General features: G+C 57.1%; 14 protein-coding genes and 1 pseudogene. 6 read left to right on the forward strand and 9 right to left on the reverse strand.

Annotated features, from left to right (window positions below):
- Nucleotides 1-359: 359 nt before the first annotated feature.
- A complete protein-coding gene (locus tag FG381_RS00450) occupies nucleotides 360-2015 on the reverse strand; it encodes a fumarate hydratase (protein WP_139687017.1) in 1656 nt (551 codons plus the stop codon).
- Nucleotides 2016-2432: 417 nt separating this feature from the next.
- On the opposite strand from FG381_RS00450, the gene FG381_RS00455 reads away from it, so the two are divergent.
- Nucleotides 2433-3200: a transporter substrate-binding domain-containing protein gene (locus FG381_RS00455; protein WP_139687018.1), complete on the forward strand. Its 768-nt coding sequence runs from the start codon at nucleotides 2433-2435 to the stop codon at nucleotides 3198-3200.
- A gap of 255 nt (nucleotides 3201-3455) precedes the next feature.
- Nucleotides 3456-4997 carry a glutathione ABC transporter substrate-binding protein GsiB gene (gene gsiB, locus FG381_RS00460; RefSeq protein ID WP_139687019.1) on the forward strand — a complete coding sequence of 514 codons (1542 nt, stop codon included), beginning with the start codon at nucleotides 3456-3458 and terminating at the stop codon, nucleotides 4995-4997.
- A gap of 103 nt (nucleotides 4998-5100) precedes the next feature.
- Here the strand turns inward: gsiB and FG381_RS00465 are convergent, their stop codons facing one another.
- A complete protein-coding gene (locus FG381_RS00465) occupies nucleotides 5101-5757 on the reverse strand; it encodes a YajG family lipoprotein (RefSeq protein WP_139687020.1) in 657 nt (218 codons plus the stop codon).
- A gap of 209 nt (nucleotides 5758-5966) precedes the next feature.
- Here FG381_RS00465 and FG381_RS00470 point away from each other — a divergent pair, with 209 nt between their 5' ends.
- A complete protein-coding gene (locus FG381_RS00470; protein WP_139687021.1) occupies nucleotides 5967-6926 on the forward strand; it encodes a LysR family transcriptional regulator in 960 nt (319 codons plus the stop codon).
- Nucleotides 6927-7033: 107 nt separating this feature from the next.
- Nucleotides 7034-8434, forward strand: a complete 1401-nt coding sequence (locus FG381_RS00475) for a flavocytochrome c (RefSeq protein ID WP_139687022.1) — start codon at nucleotides 7034-7036, stop codon at nucleotides 8432-8434.
- Nucleotides 8435-8526: 92 nt separating this feature from the next.
- Here the strand turns inward: FG381_RS00475 and FG381_RS00480 are convergent, their stop codons facing one another.
- The 4 genes from FG381_RS00480 to FG381_RS00495 all read right to left on the reverse strand — a co-directional run bounded on the left by FG381_RS00480 (nucleotide 8527) and on the right by FG381_RS00495 (nucleotide 14841).
- The gene (locus tag FG381_RS00480; protein ID WP_139687023.1) at nucleotides 8527-9378 is read right to left on the reverse strand and encodes a substrate-binding domain-containing protein; all 852 of its coding nucleotides are present in this window, start codon (nucleotides 9376-9378) and stop codon (nucleotides 8527-8529) included.
- A 21-nt stretch (nucleotides 9379-9399) separates the two neighbouring features.
- Entirely contained in the window at nucleotides 9400-11073 is a 1674-nt protein-coding gene (locus FG381_RS00485; RefSeq protein WP_139687024.1) for an ABC transporter ATP-binding protein/permease, read from the reverse strand.
- Nucleotides 11074-11205: 132 nt separating this feature from the next.
- Nucleotides 11206-13263, reverse strand: a complete 2058-nt coding sequence (locus tag FG381_RS00490; protein ID WP_139687025.1) for a TonB-dependent receptor domain-containing protein — start codon at nucleotides 13261-13263, stop codon at nucleotides 11206-11208.
- Nucleotides 13264-13659: 396 nt separating this feature from the next.
- A complete protein-coding gene (locus tag FG381_RS00495; RefSeq protein ID WP_139687026.1) occupies nucleotides 13660-14841 on the reverse strand; it encodes a MalY/PatB family protein in 1182 nt (393 codons plus the stop codon).
- Between the two features lie 397 nt (nucleotides 14842-15238).
- Here FG381_RS00495 and FG381_RS12890 point away from each other — a divergent pair, with 397 nt between their 5' ends.
- Nucleotides 15239-15886 (forward strand): AAA family ATPase, encoded by a 648-nt coding sequence (locus FG381_RS12890; protein ID WP_139687027.1) that lies wholly within the window; start codon nucleotides 15239-15241, stop codon nucleotides 15884-15886.
- Nucleotides 15887-16366: 480 nt separating this feature from the next.
- On the opposite strand, the pseudogene FG381_RS12895 reads toward FG381_RS12890, so the two are convergent.
- Nucleotides 16367-17704: pseudogene (locus tag FG381_RS12895) on the reverse strand (transposase); the annotation flags it as partial.
- A 170-nt stretch (nucleotides 17705-17874) separates the two neighbouring features.
- On the opposite strand from FG381_RS12895, the gene FG381_RS12900 reads away from it, so the two are divergent.
- Nucleotides 17875-18723 (forward strand): PD-(D/E)XK nuclease domain-containing protein, encoded by an 849-nt coding sequence (locus tag FG381_RS12900; RefSeq protein WP_139687029.1) that lies wholly within the window; start codon nucleotides 17875-17877, stop codon nucleotides 18721-18723.
- Nucleotides 18724-18772: 49 nt separating this feature from the next.
- On the opposite strand, the gene FG381_RS00515 is transcribed toward FG381_RS12900, so the two are convergent.
- Together FG381_RS00515 and FG381_RS00520 are read right to left on the reverse strand one after the other, a co-directional pair.
- Entirely contained in the window at nucleotides 18773-19345 is a 573-nt protein-coding gene (locus tag FG381_RS00515; RefSeq protein WP_139687030.1) for an NAD(P)H-dependent oxidoreductase, read from the reverse strand.
- Between the two features lie 164 nt (nucleotides 19346-19509).
- On the reverse strand, nucleotides 19510-20448 hold the full coding sequence (locus tag FG381_RS00520) for a DMT family transporter (RefSeq protein ID WP_139687031.1): 939 nt from the start codon (nucleotides 20446-20448) through the stop codon (nucleotides 19510-19512).
- Nucleotides 20449-20535 lie beyond the last annotated feature (87 nt).

Here is a 20535-nt window from a genome sequence, read left to right on the forward strand (position 1 = left end):
CGCCGCTTCCCGATGAGGAAGACGGCGCTCATTTTTTGCTTTTGCCTTGAACCATCAATGGAAGGCGGAGCCAGGTGCCGGTCGGCACGATTGCTGCAGGCTGCGGGTTCTAAACCCGGACGGCAGATGCCGGGATCAGGGAGAGGTACGGATGGAAGACGTGCGGGAACGTATCGTACGGACCTGGATCTAAATCCTTCGTACGGCACGCGGAGGAAGGTTTGCAGGGAATGAAAGCCAAAAAAGAAGCCGTCAAGCATCTGCTGCTCAACGGCTTCCTGTTTCCTTCCTCTTCCGAAGGGCGCTTCCTCAGACCCTAAAGTCTTCAGAGACGCGCCCCGGATGAAGCTGTCAGGCGATTACTTCTTTTCGCACTTGCAGGCGATCTTGCAGGGCTTGAGCTGCTTGAAGAAGTCGTTGCCCTTGTCGTCGACAAGGATGAAGGCCGGGAAGTTCTCGACCGTGATCTTGTAGACGGCTTCCATGCCGAGCTCCGGATACTCGATGCATTCGATGCTCTTGATGGCGTCGGACGAAAGGACCGCAGCAACGCCGCCGATGGTGCCGAGGTAGAAGCCGCCGTGCTTCTTGCAGGCGTCCGTCACAACCTGGGTGCGGTTGCCCTTGGCGATCATCACCATCGAGCCGCCGTGGCTCTGGAAGAGATCAACGTAGGGGTCCATGCGGTTGGCGGTCGTCGGGCCCATCGAGCCGCAGGCGTAGCCTTCAGGTGTCTTCGCGGGGCCGGCGTAGAGCACCGGATGATCCTTGATGTAGTCGGGGAGCTCTTCGCCGCGGTCAAGGCGTTCCTTCAGCTTCGCGTGCGCGATGTCGCGGGCGACGATGATCGTGCCGGTGAGTTCAAGGCGGGTCGAGACCGGGTACTTCGTGAGGTCGGCCAGGACTTCCTTCATCGGGCGGTTGAGGTCGATCTTGATCGAGCCGCCTTCGCCGGGCTTCCTCAGTTCTTCAGGGATGAGGCTGCCGGGGTTGTTGTCGAGCTTCTCAATGAAGACGCCGTCCTTCGTGATCTTCGCCTTGATGTTGCGGTCGGCCGAGCAGGAAACGCCCATGCCGATCGGGCAGGAAGCGCCGTGGCGCGGCAGACGAATCACGCGGATGTCGTGAGCCATGTACTTGCCGCCGAACTGGGCGCCGAGGCCGATCTTCCAGGCTTCCTCGAGGAGCTGCTGCTCGAGAGCAACGTCGCGGAAGGCGCGGCCCGTTTCGTCGCCCGTCGTCGGAAGGTTGTCGTAGTAGTGGCAGGAGGCGAGCTTCACCGTGAGCATCGTGCGTTCAGCGGAGGTGCCGCCGATCACGAAGGCGATGTGGTAGGGCGGGCAGGCAGCCGTGCCGAGGGTCTTCATCTTGTCGATGAGGTAGGGAACGAGCTTCTGGGGATTGAGAACCGCCTTCGTTTCCTGATAGAGGTAGGACTTGTTGGCCGAGCCGCCGCCCTTCACGACGCAGAGGAAGCGGTATTCCATGCCTTCCGTCGCTTCAATGTCGATCTGCGCGGGGAGGTTGCACTTGGTGTTCACTTCCTCGTACATCGAGAGCGGAGCGTTCTGCGAATAGCGGAGCGCGTTTTCCGTGTAGGTCTTGTAGACGCCCTTGCTCAGCGCCTCCTCGTCTTCAAAGCCCGTCCAGACCTGCTGTCCCTTCTCGCCGTGGATGATCGCCGTGCCGGTATCCTGGCAGTAGGGAAGAACGCCCTTGGCGGCGACTTCACCGTTGCGCAGGAACGTGAGGGCAACGTACTTGTCGTTTTCGCTCGCTTCCGGATCGGACAGGATCTTGGCAACCTGTTCGTTGTGCGCGCGGCGAAGCATGAAGTTGACGTCGGTAAAGGCGCGGTTCGAAAGCGCGGTCAGGGCTTCGGGGGAAACCTTGAGGATCGGATGGCCTTCGAATTCGCCGACCGAGACGCCTTCCTTCGTGAGGAGGTAGTACTCGGTGTCGTCCTTGCCGAGCTGGAACATCGGGGCATATTTAAACGCAGGAGCTTGTGCCATGGTTGTGTTTTCTCTTCTCTGTTTAGGGTCAGGCCCGTGAGCGGAGGATCTCCCCCGTCGGGGCCGCTGCAGGATTGTTTTCAAGGCGCTCTCCTCTCTTTGGAAGGAGAAGCTCTTTTTTTCTGCTCTTCGAATTATTTACCTCTTAGGAGGATGAGAGCAACCCTTATGCAAAAGAGAATTGACGCGGGAGCAAGTCTTTGTCCTGAGCTTACATATCACTCCTGTAGGTAGGTATTAACCCTTGAGACATAGCGCGAATGCCGCTTAAGCCATGTCGAGGGGAAGCGTTTTCTGCGGGAAACCGCGGGCTGAGCACTGGGGCATTCTGAGGCATTCTTTCTTGATTGATTTCCCGGATGCCTGAATGCCCCGGAACCCGAACAGAATTCCAACTGACTCATCAAGGAGCTTTTCATGAAAGCCATCAAGACCCTTATTCTTGCCGCCGCCGTCGCTGCTGCGGGCGCTGCCATGGCGGGCGACCGCCTCGACGCCATTCAGAAGTCGGGCGTGATCCGCGTGGGAACGCCGGCCGACTATCGTCCGTTCGCGATGGACGAAGCGGGCGTCATCAAGGGTCACGACGTCGACGTGATTCAGGCAATGGCGGCCTATGCGGGCTGGAAGGTCGAGTTCCTGAAGACCCCCTGGAAGGATATTGAAGCCGGCATCAAGGGGAACCGCTTCGACGTGGCCGTGGGCGGCATCACGCAGACCCTTGCCCGTACGTCCTGGGGAGAATTCCTTCCCGGTTATGCGCCCTTCGGCAAGGTAGCGCTCGTGAGAAAGAGCGACCTCCCGAAGTACCGCACGCTCGAGGACCTCAATCAGCCTTCCGTGCGCGTCATCAAGAATCCGGGCGGCACGAACGAGCAGTTTGTTCTCAAGAACCTTACGAAGGCTCAGGTCTCCACCCATGATAAGAACTTCGAGATCCCGGGCCTCATTGCCGAAGGCAAGGGCGACGTGATGATTACGGAAACGGCCGAGGCGATTCTCTACGCGAAGAAGAACCCGAAGCTTGGCGCCGCCTTCATCAACAAGCCCCTCACGCCCGTCTCCGAAATGGGCTTCCTCATGCCGACGGACGATGCGGACTACGCGCGCGTCATGAACTACCTCTGGCATCTCACCCAGATTCGCGGCGACCTCAGCCGTGCGGAAGCCGCCTGGCTCAAATAACCTCTCTGAGAGCGTTCTCGTGAAGCCTCGGCCGGCCGACTGCCTGCCGGGGCTTTTTTCAAAGCGCTTCTTTGATGCTTTCCGGGCGAAAGTCCGGTGAAATGCCTAAGGAATACGGCTTTCTGCCGTGGAGGATGAAGGACGTCGCCCTATAAGATTAGGGGACAGAACTATGAGACAGAGGAGCGCCTCGCGGATCTAATGCGCTTCGAGGATTGTCTGCTCCTCCTCAGCACTGAACAAAGGAAATGCGTCATGCGTTTTGCCGCTTCGATTCTTTCTCTCGCCGCCGGTCTTTCCCTTGCTGCCGGGACGCTTCCCGCGAGCGCCCGCGGCATTACGGTTGCGGTGGGTTCGTCCTTCACCACCCTCGACCCCTATCAGGCGACCGACCTTCTTTCGCGCAGCGTCGCGAAGTCTTTCTATGAAGGCCTTTACGCCTTCGACAAGGATCTGAAGCCCGTTCCCCAGCTCGCAAAGAGCCACGAGGTTTCTCCGGACGGACTTTCGTGGACCTTTACGCTTCAGGAAGGCGTCAGGTTCCACGACGGCACGGAATTCAACGCGGATGCGGTGAAGCTTAATTTCGACCGCGTCCTCAATCCCGAAAATCATCTCTCCCGCTACTCGCTCCTCAAATTCATCGACAAGGTCGAGGTGCTCGGGCCCTACAAGGTCCGCTTCGACCTCAAGTCGCCGATGCCTTCGTTCCTTCAGAGGCTCGCGAACGGCACGGCGCAGATGATCTGCCCCTCGACGCTCAAGAAGTACGACGGCCGCGGCATTGCGTTCAATCCCTGCGGCACGGGACCTTATACGCTGAAGGACTACAACCCGAGCGAACGGCTCGTCGTGGTGAAGAACCCGAACTACCGCGTGGCGGGGCTCCCGAAGCTCGACTCCATCACCTGGGTGCCGGTCACGGAAAATGCGACGAGAGCGGCAATGCTGCGTACGGGCGAAGCGGACTTCATCCATCCGATGCCCGTCGAGCAGGTGAAGGAGATGAAGGCGGATCCCAATCTCAACATCCACATCGTGCCCTCGATCATGATGCGCTACCTCTCGATCAACTGCATGCAGAAGCCCTTCGACGACGTGCGCGTGCGTCAGGCCGTGAGCTATGCAATCAATCGCGAGGCGCTCTGCAAGGTGGCCTACAACGGCTTCGCGCAGCCGGCGACCGGCGTCATTCCGCCCCAGATTCCCGGTGCGGCAAGCTTCGGCGTTCCGGTCTACAACCCCCAGAAGGCGCGGGAGCTCCTCAAGGAAGCGGGCTATCCGAACGGCTTCACCACGCGCCTCTGGTCGGGCTACAACAACTCGACCGCAAACAAGGTGATTCAGTTCATCCAGCAGCAGCTCAATCAAGTGGGCATCAGGACCGAAACGCGGATTCTTGAAGCCGGTCAGCGCGTGACCCTCGTTGAAGCCAATAAGGAGCCGAAGAACGCGCCGAACCGCCTCTACTACATCGGGTGGTCGAATTCCACCGTTGAGGCCGACTGGGGCATGCGCCCGATCTTCGACTCGCGCGAGATGCCGCCGAAGCTCTCGAACGAGGGCTACTACTCGAACCCGAAGGTCGACGAGCTCTTCGACAAGGCGATCGCCGAAGTGGACGAAAAGAAGAGAAATGAACTCTACCGCGAGGTTCAGATGATTCTCTGGAAGGAAGTGCCCGTGGCCTTCCTCGTCTACGAGGACAATACGGCGGCTTCGAACAAGCACTTGAGGAACTTCAACCCGCTTCCGGATACGGGGTTTGAGTTCTATTCGGCGGAGTGGGTGGATTGATCCTCGCGTCCTGAGGATTGAGTTCATCAGAAAGGGAGCCCGGGTTTGATTCGGGCTCCCTTACTTTCAGGAAGAAGCGTGCCTCAGTGAGGCAGGCCTTTCCTTATTTGCCGAGAAACGCCTTGACTTTCTCCTTGGCATCCAGACAGAAGTTTTGGTATGCGGTATTGAGAACCGTGAGCCAGTTTGATTCAAAAGCGCCCTGGAAGCCTTCGTGATAAGAGCCTTCGACCGTGAAGGCCGGATCTTCCGCATCATTCACCCTGACGCCGGCGCTCATGTTGCTCGAGAGCGTGATCTGCCAGAAACCCATTTCCACCCACGCCCAGAATTTGTTCACATCGACGTCAATGACCTTGGTGTCGGCTGTGACTTCGTCTTTGGTGACGACTTTAACGCCGTTTTCCTTGAAGGCAGCTTCAATGGCGCTCTGAGTGAGGCCGGTCACGGACTGCTCAGGCGGGAGAATGAGTTTGCCGAGCGCCTTGCCGAAGCCGTTGCGCTTGCGGCCGATCGCGTGATCCTGTTCTTCGGCGGTATCGCACATGACGGACGGAATGTCGGGCGTGCGCGGCGCTTCTTCAAAATGACGCTTGTCGGCGGAACTGCGGACATAGACCGTGGTCTGGGATTGAGGATTCGCAACACTCGAAACTGAGGAAGTGTCAAGCGCAAGTTCGCTCGTGTTGGTGGCGCAGCCGGTGAGAAGCAGAAGAGAGCTTGCAAGAAGCGCAAGAGAAAAACGGTTGAAAGTCTTCATTTTTTTGATGATTGAGAAATATGGTCCGGGAGCTCCGGGCTGAAAATGAGCATTCAGGCGAATGCCTGAGGGCTTGAGGAGCGTAGTATTTTAGTAAATATGAGAATCAATCGCATTTGACCCGTTGGCCGTCTCCTTAAGCAAACGCTGAAGCGTCGCCTGAGCGTGCCTTCGATGCGTTAGCCTTGAGTTTTGCCGCTGGAAACCCGATGTCCATGCATTACGACCTTGTTGATCTACGAATGCTCCTTGCGCTCGCGCGCGCCGGGAGCCTCTCGCGGGCGGCCGAAGAGGTGCATCTCACCGTGTCGGCACTGAGCGTCAGGCTGAAGCGCCTCGAAGAGGAGGCGGGAACGCTGCTTTTTGAGCGATCCGGTAAGGGCCTCGTGCAGACGCCTGCCGCGCTCGTGCTCGTCAAAGCCGCAAGACGCGTGCTTGAGGCGGCTGCGAGCCTCGAAGAAGATTTCGCTCCTTATGCGCGACGGGAAGAGAAGCCTTTGCGGATTTTATCCAACAGCACCGGACTTGAGAATTTCCTCTGCCGCCTTACGGGACCGTTTCTTGCAAAACACCCGGAGACAAGAATCGAATTCGTCGCAAGGAGAAGTTCCGCCATTACCGAAGCCGTCCAGACGGGAGAGGCGGACCTTGGTCTTGCGGGAGGCGCCGCGGCAGCGGATGAGGGTCAGGCTGCCGAATCGGGCGTCAGGCTTTTCCCGTATGTCGACGATCGCCATGTGCTCATCTCAAGGAAGGATCACGAACTGCTGCGGGGATTGCGGAAAAAGACGATTTCCTTTGCAGAGACGCTTCGCTATCCGTACGCGTCGCTTCTCGAATCGGCGCCAATGACGGCGGCCATGCGGGAGCGCGCTCTCTTGATCGGCTGCCGGTATGAACCCGTCGTTGAAGTGCCGAGCTTTACGATTCTTGTGGAAGTCGTTCGCTCGGGCGGGCTTCTAGCTATAGCTCCCTATTCCGCCGTTGCAGAAGGCATGACGGATCTTGCCCTGACCGGACTCTCTGACGCATGGGCGGCAAGACCGATGGCATTTCTCGCGCCGGCAAGCCGCCCGATGAGGCCCGACGCGGAAGCGTTTCTCGAATTCGCTCTGAGCGCGGAAGGCGCCAAATACCTCCCGAGAGGCATGACATTGAGCGGCCATTAAAAGTGACTTGAAAAACTTTCAAAGCGCGGATTCTCTCTCTTCGGCAGACTTTCAACTGCTTTGCGCTCTCTCGGGCGAAAAGAAAGTTTCAAAAAGGAGAAAAAAGAATGAAGAAGACGGTCCTCGCCGCAGTTCTCTCAACCGCTTTTGCTGCCGCCTATGCGGCTGGTCCCGACGCCGTCGTGATCGGCGCAGGCGGCGCCGGCCTTTCGGCTGCCGTGACGCTTTCCGACCTTGGCCGCACCGTCGTTGTGTTGGAAAAGATGCCGATGATCGGCGGCAACACCGTGCGTGCGGAGGGCGGCATCAACGCTGCGGAAACGCCGCTTCAGAAGAAGCTCGGGATTCCCGATACGATCGATCAGTTCTACAAAGACACGATGAAGGGCGGCCACAATCTGAACGACCCGGAGCTCCTTCGCACGATGACGACGCACGCGAAGGACTCGGTCGCGTGGCTTGAGTCTCTCGGCGCTGACCTGGGTGCTGTCGGCCGCTCGGGCGGCGCCAAGTACCCGCGCGCCCATCGTCCGACGGATGGTTCCGCCATCGGTCCGGAAGTGATCCGCGTCCTCTACAAGGCCGCCAAGGACCGCAAGATTGAGATGAGGACGCAGAACCGAGTGGTCGAGCTCCTCACCGACAAGTCGGGCGCTGTTGCCGGCGTCAAGGTGAGCACGAAGGACGGGAAGACCTATACGATCGACACGAAGGCCGTCGTGATCGCCACTGGCGGCTTCGGCGCCAACCAGGATCTCCTCGTCAAATACCAGTCGAAGCTCAAGGGCTACGCAACGACTAATCACCCGGGTGCCACGGGCGACGGCATTCTTCTGGCCGAGAAAATCGGTGCGGCGACGGTCGACATGAAAGAGATCCAGGCGCACCCGACCGCTGCGCCCAACGGCACGCTGATTTCTGAGAGCGTTCGCGGCGACGGCGCGATTCTCGTGAATGCCGACGGGAAGCGCTTCACGAATGAGCTTCTAACCCGCGACGCCGTTTCCGCCAAGGAGCTCGAGCAGCCGGGCAAATTTGCCTGGGTGGTCTGGGATGATGCAACGCGAAAGACCGCGAAGCTGATGGATTCCTACAAGAAGCTCGGCCTCACGGTCGAAGGCAATACCGTGGCGGACCTCGCCCGCGCCATGAACGTGCCTGCCGCGAATCTTAAGGCCACGATGGCGCAGTACGCAAAGGATCAGGCAGCGGGCAAGGACAGCCAGTTCGGCCGCCCCGAGCTCCTGCAGCCCCTCACTCAGGCGCCGTTCTTTGCCGTCAAGGTCCAGCCGGCTGTTCACCACACGATGGGCGGCCTCAAGATCGACACCAAGGCTGAAGTGCTCAACACGGAAGGTAAGGCCATCCCGGGTCTCTTTGCTGCCGGCGAAGTCACGGGCGGCGTTCATGGCGGCAACCGCCTTGGCGGCAACGCTCAGGCCGACATCGTCACCTTCGGCCGCATTGCCGGGCAGTCGGCGGATGCGTGGCTGAAGACACTCAAGTAATCCTTCTGGATCTCTCTGCGGAGTGCGCCTTGACGAGCGCACTCTGTTTTTCGCTGAAGCCGCGCTCAAAAGAGAACGAGCGCGGCAATCCGTTACCACATAAGCGCTTCCGACCATTCCTCAAGAATGAAGGGAGCTCTCCAGGAAAGCGCATCACAGTAGTAGGGAAGCGCCGCGATGCGGCCTTCCGTAATGGCCCGGCAGGGTTTGGCGCCGGCTTTTAGCGTCTTCTGCAGCGCCGTCGTGCCGGCAAGCGCGTCTCCGGTGAGGCAGATGAGATCGGGGTCGAGGTCAAAAAGCTCCTCAACGCTCCCCAGATCCTGAATGCCCGCAATCAGGTCCTTTTCAGGCGTGGATTCAAAGAGGTTCATGACTTCGAATTGACCTCGAAGAAGCTGTGAGAGGTCGCTGTGCGCAGCCACGCGGAAGACGTAGCTCTCATGCCGGATGGGATTCCGGATTCCGAGAAGCACGACGACCCGACGGCCCTTGGGGATCCTGAGTTCGAGAAGCCTCTCCATTCGTTCCTTCCGGTCCCGGATCACGCGCTCGGCCTGCCTTTCCGCACCATAGAGCTTCCCGGCTCTGCGGAGCACTTCGTCTGCGTCGCCCTTCACGTCGAGCACCTTGACGGAGACGCCGAAGGATTCGATTTTTTCCCTGAGCACCGCAGGATTGAAGTCTTTTTTGCCGTTCTCTTCCAGAAGAACATAGTCCGCATTCATGCGGCGAAGCGCCGTCTTGAGTATCCCTTCGGGATTGTTGAGAAGACAGCTGATGCATTCGAGCGGTTTTTCCGCCGGATGGAGAAGCTCCATGGAAGGAACTTCTCCCCCAATGAGTGCGCGGGAATAAATCCTGAGAGCGCCGAGAATCTCCGCGGCCTTGTCGCCGCAGAAAACGGCGTTTTCGTACTGAGGGAAGGGAATAAAGGAGTTGGACATGGTTGTTCCTTTGGTGGTCGATCAGGCGAGGCGGAGAATCTGATCAGCCTTGTGAAAGAGTGCGGATTGATGGGTCACAAGCAGAATGGCGGTTCTCGGGAGGAGCTTCTTCATGAGGTCGAGCATGCGTTCTGCCGATGCGTCGTCGAGCCCGCTCGTCATTTCATCCATTAGGAGAATGTCGGGCTTCAGACTAACGGCCCGCAGAAGAACGATGCGCTGCTGTTCGCCCCCTGAAAGCGCGTTCGCCCAGTCGGCATGGCGCTCGAGCTGGTCGGCAAGGTGGTCGAGGCGCGCGAGCGACAGGAGCTCTTTTGCCTCCTTGTCTGAGAGTGATGACGGATCGCGCGGATAGGCGAGGGCGCTCCTCAACGTCCCCTTCATGAGATAAGGCTTCTGAGGAATCCAGACGATCGTGCCGCGGGTCGCAATCTCTCCGGTAAAGCTTCCGGAGAAGCCGGCGAGCACCTTGAGGAGCGTCGACTTTCCAATGCCGGAGGGGCCGGTCGCAAAGGCGAGCGTTCCCTGTCTGAGGGACAGATTTACAGGAAGCGCGCGGCATTGATCCTTGCTGCCGCTGGGAATGTTGAGAACGATGTCGGCTTTCAGAACGTCCGGCGACCCGTCGGGGAGCTGCTTGCGAGCGGAGGCGAGTTTTTCAGCCGCCTCATCTGCATCCGTAATGCCCTGTTCCAGACGGCGAAGGCGTTCGTAGGCGGCGGAAAGCTTCGCCAGATCGTCATAGGCAAAGATGATCCAGGAGAGCGACCTCGCAACGTCATTGAAGGCGCCGCGAATCTGCATGACGCCGCCCAGCTGTATAGCGCCTGAGAAGAAGGACGGAAGCGAAAAGAAAATGGGCGCCAGATGCGTGAACTGACCAATGCCGACCGTGAAGAGGTCGAGGTCGCGCTGCTTTTTGATGAGCGCGATCAGCACCTGAAGGAGGTCGGAAAACCGATCCCTCAAGCCCCGTTCTTCAGCCGCTTCAGCGTGAGACCCGGCGATGGCCGCGCCGTTGCGCCGCTTTTCCATCAGGGCCGAGCGGAGATTGGCCTCCATGTGCTGCGCTTCCATGTTGAAGCTCTTGAGCTTCCTGCCGATCAGGTGCGTGAAGAATGTGGCGACGGCGGTATAGATGAGGCACACCCAAAACATGTATCCGGGGATCGTGATTCCGAAGAGCGTAATGGAACCCGAAAGGTTCCAGAGAATGAGGGAGAAGCTTCCGATTGTGAGGACGGAATCGAAGAGGCTGATGAAGAGGTTGACGGCAAGGCTCGTCATCGAGCGGACGTCCTCTGTGATTCGCTGGTCCGGGTTGTCGGGCTCCTTTCCGCTTTCCCGGAGCAGGTAATGCGCGCTTCGGGGGGAGAGCCACCGGGCAAAGAAAATCTCCGTTACGTCGCGGCGAAGCGCGAGTATCAGCCGGTCCTTGAGGTATCCCGCCCAGACGAGGAGAACGATGATGGCTGCCGCGAGGCCGATGAAGTAGAAGAGCTCCCGGTAGATCCCTTCCTGGTCGACCTTCTGAAGGGCGTCGAAGAACCGGCCGTTCCAGTCGTTGTAGAGGATCGCCAGCCGAATGTTGACGACGTATGCGCCGAGCACGATGCCGAAGAGGAGCCAGAGCTTCAGCCGATCGCGGGAAAAGAGATATTGCCCGAGGAGCCGGGCGAGGCTGCTTCTTTGCATGGGGCATCCGAGAGAGGAGAACCGATCGCGCCTTCAGCTGTCGGAGTCTGGAGCTGCTGAAGGCCGGTGCATCAAATGACGGCGGTCGGTCCGGGTTGCGAACGCGAGAGAGGCGTTCTGTGTTTCAATGGATCAGAACTGGGCCGAGAGCCAGGCTCTGAAGCCTCGGGCGAAGCCCCATGACGTATAAGACTGTCCTGAGAAAGCAGAGTATTTCTCGTTCGTGACGTTCGTGACGGCGAGACCTGCCTGGAGTCTGACGAAGCCTGTCCTTGGCGGCGTCCACGTCACGCCGATGTCGTGCGTGGCGTAATTGTCCGCTTGGTATTTGCCATATTGATCCATAAATTCCCCGCCCTTTGCCCAATGGACGCGATACCAGGGTTCGAGAGAGAATTCATTGAATTTGTAGCTGAGGCGAAGATTTGCAGACTGAGGTGTATTGGATTTAATGCGCTCGCCGGTTTCCTTGTCCTCGGAATGGAGATATCCGTAGGAAGCGTTTGCGCGGAAGTTGCCGAGAGCATAGCTGCCGCTCAGTTCGAAGCCCTTATTGACGACGTGCCCATAGTTGACGGGTTGATGGACTAAAGTGGAAGGATCCCCGGCAAGAGGTTCGGAATTGACTGTAATGTAGTCCTTGATGTCGTCATAGAAGGCTGCAGCCTTGACGCTCAGCTCATCTCCTTCAGCGGCGAGGTCGGCAAATAACGCGCTGGCTCCAACTTCATAGTTGACTGATTTTTCAGGTTTCAGGTCAGGATTAGGAACGACAATCGCAGTTGTGATGCCCCACATCGGATATACCGCTGCGTAATACATTTCATCGAGAATCGGCGGACGATAGCCCGTGTTGACGGATCCCCAGAAGAGAAGCGAGTCCATTGGTGTCAGGCGAAGCGTTACGCCAGGCGTGACTTTGGAGTCAGATAAGGATGGATGGGAATTATTCGACTCGCGCTTGAAGTAGCTCCAGCGCAGTACCGGGACGATGGAAAGATAGTCATTGAAGGCATACTGGTCTTCAATAAAGAGACCGCCGTCGAAGCCGTCGGAATCAGGGCGAGTACCGTCAGGCACCCAGCCGGAGAGGGACATTTGCTTGCCGTTCTGAGACGTCTTGGAAAAATCGCCGCCAAATGTGAGTTCATGAGACCCGAACGCCGAGAAGTAGCTCGTGTTCTGCATGTTCCCGCTAAAGGAATTGAATTTGTCCTTTGAGAGATCAACAATTTCATTATCAAAAAGGAATTCGGACTGAGCAAACTGAAGTGCAGTTTTGAGGTTGATCCAGTCGTTCTTTTCAAACTCCCACTTACCGCTTACGCGGTGTTGCTCGTAACGATACTTGTCGAAGCCGCCGCTCTGGAAAAGCCTGTCGTTATGCGCAATGTCGTAGAAATACGCGAGCTGAAGAAGATGTTCCGGGAGAGGCGAAAGCGTCGCTTTGGCAAAGACCGACGTTGAATCGTTATCGACATTCGCCGTGCTGCGGTGTCCCGTTTCAGAGCTCGTTGCTGCACCGGAGTCTCTGCGGGTTACGCCGGCAACCACATCCCAAAGTTCCGTGCGGCCGTAGATGTAGGCGCTCTTCTGCCATTCAAGGTTGTCCGAGACGTAGCCGGCTTTGAGTGTGGCGCCGAAGTCCTTGTCGGAATCCCTGAGGAAATCTGCGGCGTCTTTCGTTTCAACAGCAATCGTTCCTCCAATGCCGCCGTTGCCGTAAAGCGCACTGCCGCCGCCGCGCTTGACTTCAATCTGCTTCAGAAGTTCAGAATCAATGAAGATGCCGGTGGGTCGATTGCCGCCGGACGACTGGTTGTCCTGACGCATGCCGTCGATGAGGAATGTGATCTGATGGTCGCCGGAACCGCGGATCGAGATATGGTTGTTCATCACCGAATTGAAGGCATCCATGTCGACGTTGGGGATGTCGAGTAGAAGCTCCGCGAACGTAATCGGCTGAATCTCCTCGGCATCTTTCTGCGTCAGAACGCTGATGGAGCTTGCCGCCTGGTTGAGGGGCTGCGCGGTGCGCGTGGCAGTAACAACGACGGGCTGAGTGCTCGTTGCAGTTTTTTGAGCATCAGCGCTTTCAGCAGCGATCGCGGATGCGGAAGTCAAAATGATGGATGCGATTGCAGCCAGCCGGAAAGGGAGAACGGAAGACCGGCAGAGGGTGGCGGACATGATGTGCTCGCTTTGATGTTCCCAGACATCTGAGATTGATAATGAAATCTATTATCAATCATGAAAACCTCTAACCTTGTAGACGCTTTAATGTCTTTCCTGAATTTTCAAGTGTTTGAGTCTAGAGCCAGGCGGCAGTAGATGATAAACCCCTACTCATTTCCGCTGAGTAGTGACGGTGAGACTCTATAAAGATTCATCAGTGCTGGTTTGCAGAGGAAGAAAAGTGCTACGGCAGTAGTGGGAAGAATTGAAAGAAACCGTCAGACAGAATCAATCTGACTGACGGTTTTAGTGGAGAGCGTCTGTTGCGATCCTGGCTCTCCTGCGGCAAGTGTCCTGGCGGTTTTAGATATTCAGAGGCTCGCCGCAGATTCGCAGTTACTAAGCGCAGCGTTATTTCGTAGCCAGCTCAGCCATGCGCTTTTCTGCCGCAGCTTCAATCCGCGAGAGCGCCTCCTCAAGAATCGAGCGCGGGCAGGCGGTGTTGAGCCTCATGTGGTTCTTGCCGCCTGGTCCGAAGGATTCTCCGGGATTCATCGCAACTTTTGCTTCCTCGAGGAAGAAGCGGGTGAGATCGGCCTGGGTATTGAAGCCGAGCGCCGAGCAGTCGAGCCACATCAGGTAGCTCGCTTCCGGCATGTAGCTCTTGATCGACGGGATCCGCTTTTCAAAGAAGTCGTGCGCGAAGGCGAGATTTTCCTTCACGTAGGCGCGAACCTGTTCGGCATAGTCGTCGCATTGGGTCCAGGCGGCGGCGAAGCCCGCCTGCGAGAAGGCGCTGCGGTCGGTCTGGCTCGCTGTGAGTTCCGCCTTGACGCGGGCGGCGAGCGCGGGATTCTTGCTGATGAGAACGGCGGCTCGGAGCCCTGCCGTATTGAAGGTCTTCGACGGGCTGTTGCCGTAGACCGTAATGCTGCGCGCAGCTTCGGAGAGCGTGAGAAGCGTCGTGTGCTCGCCCTTAAAGACAAAGCCTGAGTGAACTTCGTCCGCGAGGATCACCACATTGTGGCGGCAGCAGATCGAAACGATGCGCTCGAGCTCTTCCTTCGAGAAAACGCGTCCCGTCGGATTGTGGGGGCTGCAGAGCAGGAAAAGCGTGCATTCAGGGTCGGCTGCGCGGCGCTCAAAGTCCTCAAAGTCGATTTCAAAGCGTCCTTCGACGAGCTTTAACGCATTCATCGAGGGAATGCGGCCGTTCGACTTCGTGAGTTCGATGAAGGGCGGGTAGGCCGGAACCTGCATGAGAACCTTGCCGCCCGGCTTCGTGAAGGCGCGGATGGCTACCGCAAGACCGAAGCACATCGACGGGCAGTACTGGACTTCGCTCGGGAGCACCTCAAGGCCGTAATGCCGGGCGCACCAGGAAACGGTCGCATTCTCAACAATCCCGGCATGACCGTTCGGGTAGCCGTAGACGCCGGTTTCGGCGATTTTCATAACGGCATCGATAACGGGCTGGGGACACTGGAAGTCCGAATCCGCAACCCAGAGGGGAAGCACGTCCTTCGGATAGGCAGTCCACTTGGCGGAGTCGATCGTTCTGCGGTCAATCACGCGGTCAAAATCGTATCGCATCAGCAATCCTTCTTGATAGACAGGCGTTGGGTTGTGTAAGCCTCAGGCGCTTCTGAAGAGGCAGGGCTCCTCATGCGCGGGAAGAGTCGAAAAGATAGCGCAATGAGACGACGGGTCAAGGGACGGGGCGACGCGAAAACGAAAGCATTTGTGCAAACTCAAGAAATCTGCGGGCTTGCCGCGGTGAAGGCAGCTTGCCGCTTCAAGGGACGCCTCCGAAGGCTAATATCGCAGAGGCATGATGAGAAACAAATTTGAAGTGAGCCTGCGGGCATTGTTCCCGTCCACTTGCTGAGCGCAGAGGCGGGAATTGAATGTGATGCCGCTGGATACTTCAGCCTGAATGGAGCCGGCGCCGCAGTCTTTGCCGAGAGCAGGGGATTGAGAGCTTTTTGAAATGACAGAACGCTTGCGACAGCCGCTTCCGCTGGGAAGATCCGATTTCATTGCCTTGCGGCACGACGGCTCTATTTATATTGATAAGACGCGGATGGTTTTCGACCTCTGCCGTGATTCAAGTAAGGTATTTATTGCTAGGCCTCGTCGTTTCGGAAAGTCGCTTCTCGTCTCGACTTTTTCGGCTTTATTTCAGTTCGGCATCCGGGATTTCAAAGGCCTTGCCATTGAAAATCTTTGGCCAGACAAAGCATATAAAGTTATTCGACTTGATTTTTCTGAAATTAAATACTGTTCTACAGAGGAAGATTTTGTCAGCAAATTCCACGATCAGCTCCTGAGGAAGTTTCGTCAGGCGGGCTTCGTTTATGCAGAAAAGGGCGGTCTCTTCATGGGCCAGATTTCAGACTGGCTTTCCTCGCTGCCGCCATCCTCACTCGTCATTCTGATTGACGAATATGACGCGCCGCTCACGGCGTCGCTTGACGATCCGGCGCTTTTTGACCGCATTCGCGCCTCCATAAACGCCTTTTTTCAAGTTTTGAAATCCAACGAAGGCTGCCTCAGGTTTTTCTTCATGACGGGGATCACGCGGCTGAAGACCTTTTTTCCGGAAATTAATTTTCTGGATGACATTTCGCTCAATTAAAAGAACCTCAATTCTTCCCACTATAGTGAGCCGGAAGAGCGTTCCTTTCGAGGGCGACCTCTTGGGCGAGGAGGCCCATAGATGATCGGCCGAACTCTGGGGCGCCCCGGCTTGCGTTTCGGCTGGGGGTTTACTTCCTGTGCCTTCGTCTGTTCCGGTTTTTTGCGCGGCCGGCCGCGTTTTTTTCGGATCCGGCGCTTTGTCTTTGCCGGGCAAGGCGAGCTCCAAAGCCGCCAGCAACTCTCCATCGCACTTCAGCAGACGATTCCAGTATTCGTCATCAACCTGCGGCAGGCTCTCCCGCGGCGCCTTGCGATTGCGCCAGCACGTTCTGAGCGAGTCCATGACATCCCCGAATGTTGCATTGTCGAGTACTCCTGCCTTCGACATGCGCTTCACAATGCGGGATGTCAGGATGGAGGCAATGAGGTCTACGAATTCGGATCCGCGGACGGAGTAGTCGGACTGGACCCGGGTTACGCCGAAATCAAGGCTGTTCTTGTAAACATCGAAGAACATCTCAAGCTGCCAGCGCTGTTCGTAGCATGCGTAGACCTCAGCGCACGTCATGTCGAGATCCGACTCAAAGACGATTGTTCCATACGAACCGCAATGCTCATCGTAGTTCTTCTTGTCGTATGAATCGCTCCTGCGCTGGCGGTCCATGAAGGAGTTGTCTTCCGCCTGAGCCTTCCACGAATCCCTGAAGGAGTAGAGGAAGCGCCCGTTTCCCATCTTTACCTTTTTGCAGCGGATGCGCTTATCAATGCCGCGCAGACAATCCTCGAAATCGAGCATGGCGTTCTCTGCAATCTTCTTGTCCGAGCGCTTCAGCGGCGTGAGGAAATGAAGCCCTTCATGCTTTCGGAGCAGGCCTTCAATTGCCTTGGGAGGGAATCCCTTGTCCGTGATCAGGACGCCTCGTTCGATTTTGTTTTCCGAAACGAATGAGCTGTAGGCGCGGGCGTCGATCATATTGCCCGGATAGACCTGTGCGCACAAGGGTTCCTGTGCTTCAAGGTCATAGGCGTAGAGGACGGAAATCTCTTTGCAGCCCTTGACGCGAGCCTTTCTTGAGAAGGCAGACAAATCATTGACGATGCTTGTGTTCTGCTTGAGCGTTCCATCAATGATGATGTGGTGATCCCTGCAGACGGCGGCGAGCCGGGCAGTGATGAAGGCATTCATCTTGCCGGCGTCCTGGCCGAGCAGGTTCAGGAACTTGCTGATGGTGTTCTCAGAGAGAGGCAGTCCGGGGTAGAAAACCGAGATGAAGGACTTTTCGTAATGCTGACGGCATCGGGAGATCTTGATGCCCTTGTGCTCAATGCGGAGCAAGGCGAGCGCAAGAATCATGCAGGCGTCCTTGACTTCGTAGACCTTGAAGAGCTCATCGTCGAGCCCTCGAAGTTCGTCGTGAAGCAGTGCCGCGGCCCCGTAAGAGAGATAGTCGGGACCGTCTTCTGCAAGACTCGCCGCGGACTGGCGAGGCACAAACTTGCCGTCAATGATGTGCCCAATGACCGGCCCGTTCACCGGGCGCGGGTTGCAGCCGGGCTTGCATATGGAAGCCCGACGACTGTGAACCGCATAGCGCTTGGCGCCATTGCTGCCGCTGTCGATGACAACGGTATTGCGCGGTCTCGGAACCTTGCGGATGTGCTCTGGAACGGCCATGAAAATATCCTTGATAATATCATATATTATAGTTCTAATCACTATAGAAATCAATGTTCTCGGATTAATTTTCAAGGTCAAAAAGCAGTCCCAGGCCGGATTTCGGACATGAAAAAAGCCCCAGAAATGAGGGAAACTCATCTGAGGCTTGCACGAAATTTCAATTTGTTGATTTTTAAGAATTCTTCATAGTGTGAAGATCTGAGGTTCTTTTACTCAATGGGGTCTATGGAACATTAATTGGCTTTACTGAAGAAGAAATCAAAAAAGCTTTTCCCTATTATCTGAGAGAAGCAGAACAGAAACTGGGATTGACCGAGGACGCCCTCGTCGGGAGGCTCAGGGAAAACTACGGCGGCTATTCTTTTGAGCCGGAAGCTCAAGCGCACGTTTTCTCTCCCTGGTCGGTGCTGAATTTCTTGAGGCACCCCGGGCAGGGCTTCAAAAATTACTGGTTTGCTAGCGGCGGGCTGCCGACGCGATTCCTCCAACTTCCGGGGAATCATGCGCTCATGTCTCCCGATCAGTTCAACCAGCCGATCGGAATCCCGCTGGATGAGCTCTCGGCTTCACGAGAGGTCAGCGACTTCCCCGCTGCGGCGCTTCTTCTTGAGGCAGGGTACCTCACCATCAAAAACAAGCTCAATGCTGCGGAGGTCGAGCTCGGGTACCCGAACCAGGAAGTAAGGCTTTCAATTGCCCGGCTCTATGCGGACGAGATGCTCCGGAACGTCAATCGACTTGAGGTCGGCGTGTCGCGGCTTGAAAAAATGCTCGATTGCGAAAATGTCGATACCGTTGTCAGACAGTTCAACGCCGTACTCAACACGATTGACTGCCGGCACTGCCCGATCCGCGACGAAGCTTCCTGCATGAGCCTGATCGAAGTTCTCCTGATGGGCGCCGCCATGGCGACGGATGTTGAGAAGCACTCCGCTCCGGGTCGGAGTGATCTCGAGGTCCGTACCCGGAATCGTCAATGGGTATTCGAATTCAAGTTCGCCAGGAAAGCCAGCGAAGTTTCGAGGCTTCTTGCGGAAGCGGCGGAGCAGCTCCTCACGCGCCGTTACGGCGAAGCGCCTCACGATCGTGAACTTATCCGTGTCGCGCTGGTCTTTGACGCCGAAAAACGTGAGTTTGCCGCCTGGGAAAGCGTTTAACCCATCAAAAAAGCGGCCTCCGTCAGGGAGGCTGCTCGAATAAATGTAATCAACCGAAGAGCTTCGTGAGGTGCGCTTCCCAGCGCTTCATGTCAGCTTCAATGGTCGGGTGCTTGAAGACGTCGTTCACCATGAAGCTTTCGCAGGGCTTCATTCCGAGAAATTCGAAGGTCTTGTGAAGCGGCATGAAGAGGCCGTCGATGCCTTTGCCTTCGAAGAACTGGTTGGGATCGGTGAAGGCTTCAAGAGGCGCATTCCAGGTCGAGGAGAGAAGGTAGCGCTTCGAGGTGAGCTTTCCGCCCGAACCGTACTTCTTCTGCGGATCCTTGCGGCTTCTGCCGTCGCCGCCGCAGAGAATCGGGTCGACGAAGACGTCGTCCTCGTATTTCTTCAGCTGCCAGGGCGTGCTCATCCACCAGCCCGGCGTTTGAATGATGACGACGTCCGCACGCAGAATCTTCTGAGCCTCCTCGGCGTTGTCCCAACCGTTTTCAAGACGCGTCTCTTCAACAGTGTGGCCGAGCTTCTCGAGCGTTTCGCGGGCCTTATCCACCATGGCGGCCGAAAGCGTGCCGCCGTGACCGAAGTGGGTGCAGCCGGCATTAACGATCAGAAATTGCATATTTTTTCCTTTTAACCTGAATGTCCGGAAGCCTTCTGCAATCGTTGAGAAGGCTTTGAAATTCGACAGTATTGAACTCACCCATCTTAATCTAAGGGTTATCCCTTTTCAGAAAAGGAGAGCAGAAAAAGGCAGAAACGAGGGAGTTTCGGGCAGGTCGACATTCAGCTGCGATCGATTCTCTTCTTCCTTTCCGGGAGCTGCGCGAGGACGACGGCTACCGCCATCAGAACGCAGCCGAGACCTTCGCGGGGGGTAAGGACTTCGTTGAGAACAACCCAGCCCGCGAGAACGGAAAAGACGGATTCGAGCGAGAGAATGAGGCTCGCCGCGGTTTCGTTCATGCCGCGCTGACCCACGATCTGAAGCGTGTAGGCAATGCCGTTGCTCATGATGCCCGCCCAGAGAATGGAGGGGAGCGCCGCCATGAAGCCCGACATCGTCGGATGCTCGAAAAGCATCATGCTCGTGAAGGCGATGATGGAGCCGAAGAAGAACTGCATCATTGAGAGTTCAATGCCGTTCACCTTCGTCACGAACCGCGAGATCACGAGAATGTGAAGCGAAAAGACAATGGCGCAGAGGAAGATGTAGGTGTCGCCGAGCGCGATCGAAAAGCCTTCAGGAGGAAGACAGAGAAACCAGAGACCGGCGACTGCAATAGCGACGGCGAGCCAGAGGGTGAGACGCGACTTCTGCCCCAGGAAAAGACCGATCAAGGGCACGAACACAATGTAGAGCGCGGTGATGAAGCCCGCTTTCCCGACTTCGGTGTCGTGCACGAGGCCGAACTGCTGCAGCGCTTCGCCGCCGAAGAGGCAGAGGCCGCAGAGAAAGCCCCCGAGGATGAGGTTCCGGCGGTATTCGGGCGAGCGGCGGCGCGTGAGTTCGTCGGGCTGCGAGGCCGCAAGGCGCTGCCGCAGCATGGCGACGATGGGAAGCAGAAACACGAATCCGAGCGCCATGCGGCTCGCCGTGAATGTATAGGGGCCGACCGATTCCATGCCGATCGACTGAGCGACGAAGGAGCAGCCCCAGATGAAGGCCGTAATGAGAAGCAGCCCCGACTGGCGGAGTTCGAAAAGGAGATTGGGATTAGACATCGCGCGGGAGGATGTGGGGAAAAGAATCGTCGAAACCCGACAGTCTAGCGAACCGCCGGAAAGAGAGGCGTCGAAAGAATTTCTTCA

Origin of the sequence: Sutterella faecalis, from assembly GCF_006337085.1 — a bacterium.
GTDB lineage: Bacteria > Pseudomonadota > Gammaproteobacteria > Burkholderiales > Burkholderiaceae_F > Sutterella > Sutterella faecalis.

Excerpts from the sequence above, each read along its gene's own strand:
- FG381_RS00450 (WP_139687017.1), bottom strand. The coding sequence starts at position 2,015 with ATGGCACAAGCTCCTGCGTTTAAATATGCCCCGATGTTCCAGCTCGGC.
- FG381_RS00455 (WP_139687018.1), top strand. The coding sequence starts at position 2,433 with ATGAAAGCCATCAAGACCCTTATTCTTGCCGCCGCCGTCGCTGCTGCG.
- gsiB (WP_139687019.1), top strand. The coding sequence starts at position 3,456 with ATGCGTTTTGCCGCTTCGATTCTTTCTCTCGCCGCCGGTCTTTCCCTT.
- FG381_RS00465 (WP_139687020.1), bottom strand. The coding sequence starts at position 5,757 with ATGAAGACTTTCAACCGTTTTTCTCTTGCGCTTCTTGCAAGCTCTCTT.
- FG381_RS00470 (WP_139687021.1), top strand. The coding sequence starts at position 5,967 with ATGTCCATGCATTACGACCTTGTTGATCTACGAATGCTCCTTGCGCTC.
- FG381_RS00475 (WP_139687022.1), top strand. The coding sequence starts at position 7,034 with ATGAAGAAGACGGTCCTCGCCGCAGTTCTCTCAACCGCTTTTGCTGCC.
- FG381_RS00480 (WP_139687023.1), bottom strand. The coding sequence starts at position 9,378 with ATGTCCAACTCCTTTATTCCCTTCCCTCAGTACGAAAACGCCGTTTTC.
- FG381_RS00485 (WP_139687024.1), bottom strand. The coding sequence starts at position 11,073 with ATGCAAAGAAGCAGCCTCGCCCGGCTCCTCGGGCAATATCTCTTTTCC.
- FG381_RS00490 (WP_139687025.1), bottom strand. The coding sequence starts at position 13,263 with ATGTCCGCCACCCTCTGCCGGTCTTCCGTTCTCCCTTTCCGGCTGGCT.
- FG381_RS00495 (WP_139687026.1), bottom strand. The coding sequence starts at position 14,841 with ATGCGATACGATTTTGACCGCGTGATTGACCGCAGAACGATCGACTCC.
- FG381_RS12890 (WP_139687027.1), top strand. The coding sequence starts at position 15,239 with ATGACAGAACGCTTGCGACAGCCGCTTCCGCTGGGAAGATCCGATTTC.
- FG381_RS00515 (WP_139687030.1), bottom strand. The coding sequence starts at position 19,345 with ATGCAATTTCTGATCGTTAATGCCGGCTGCACCCACTTCGGTCACGGC.
- FG381_RS00520 (WP_139687031.1), bottom strand. The coding sequence starts at position 20,448 with ATGTCTAATCCCAATCTCCTTTTCGAACTCCGCCAGTCGGGGCTGCTT.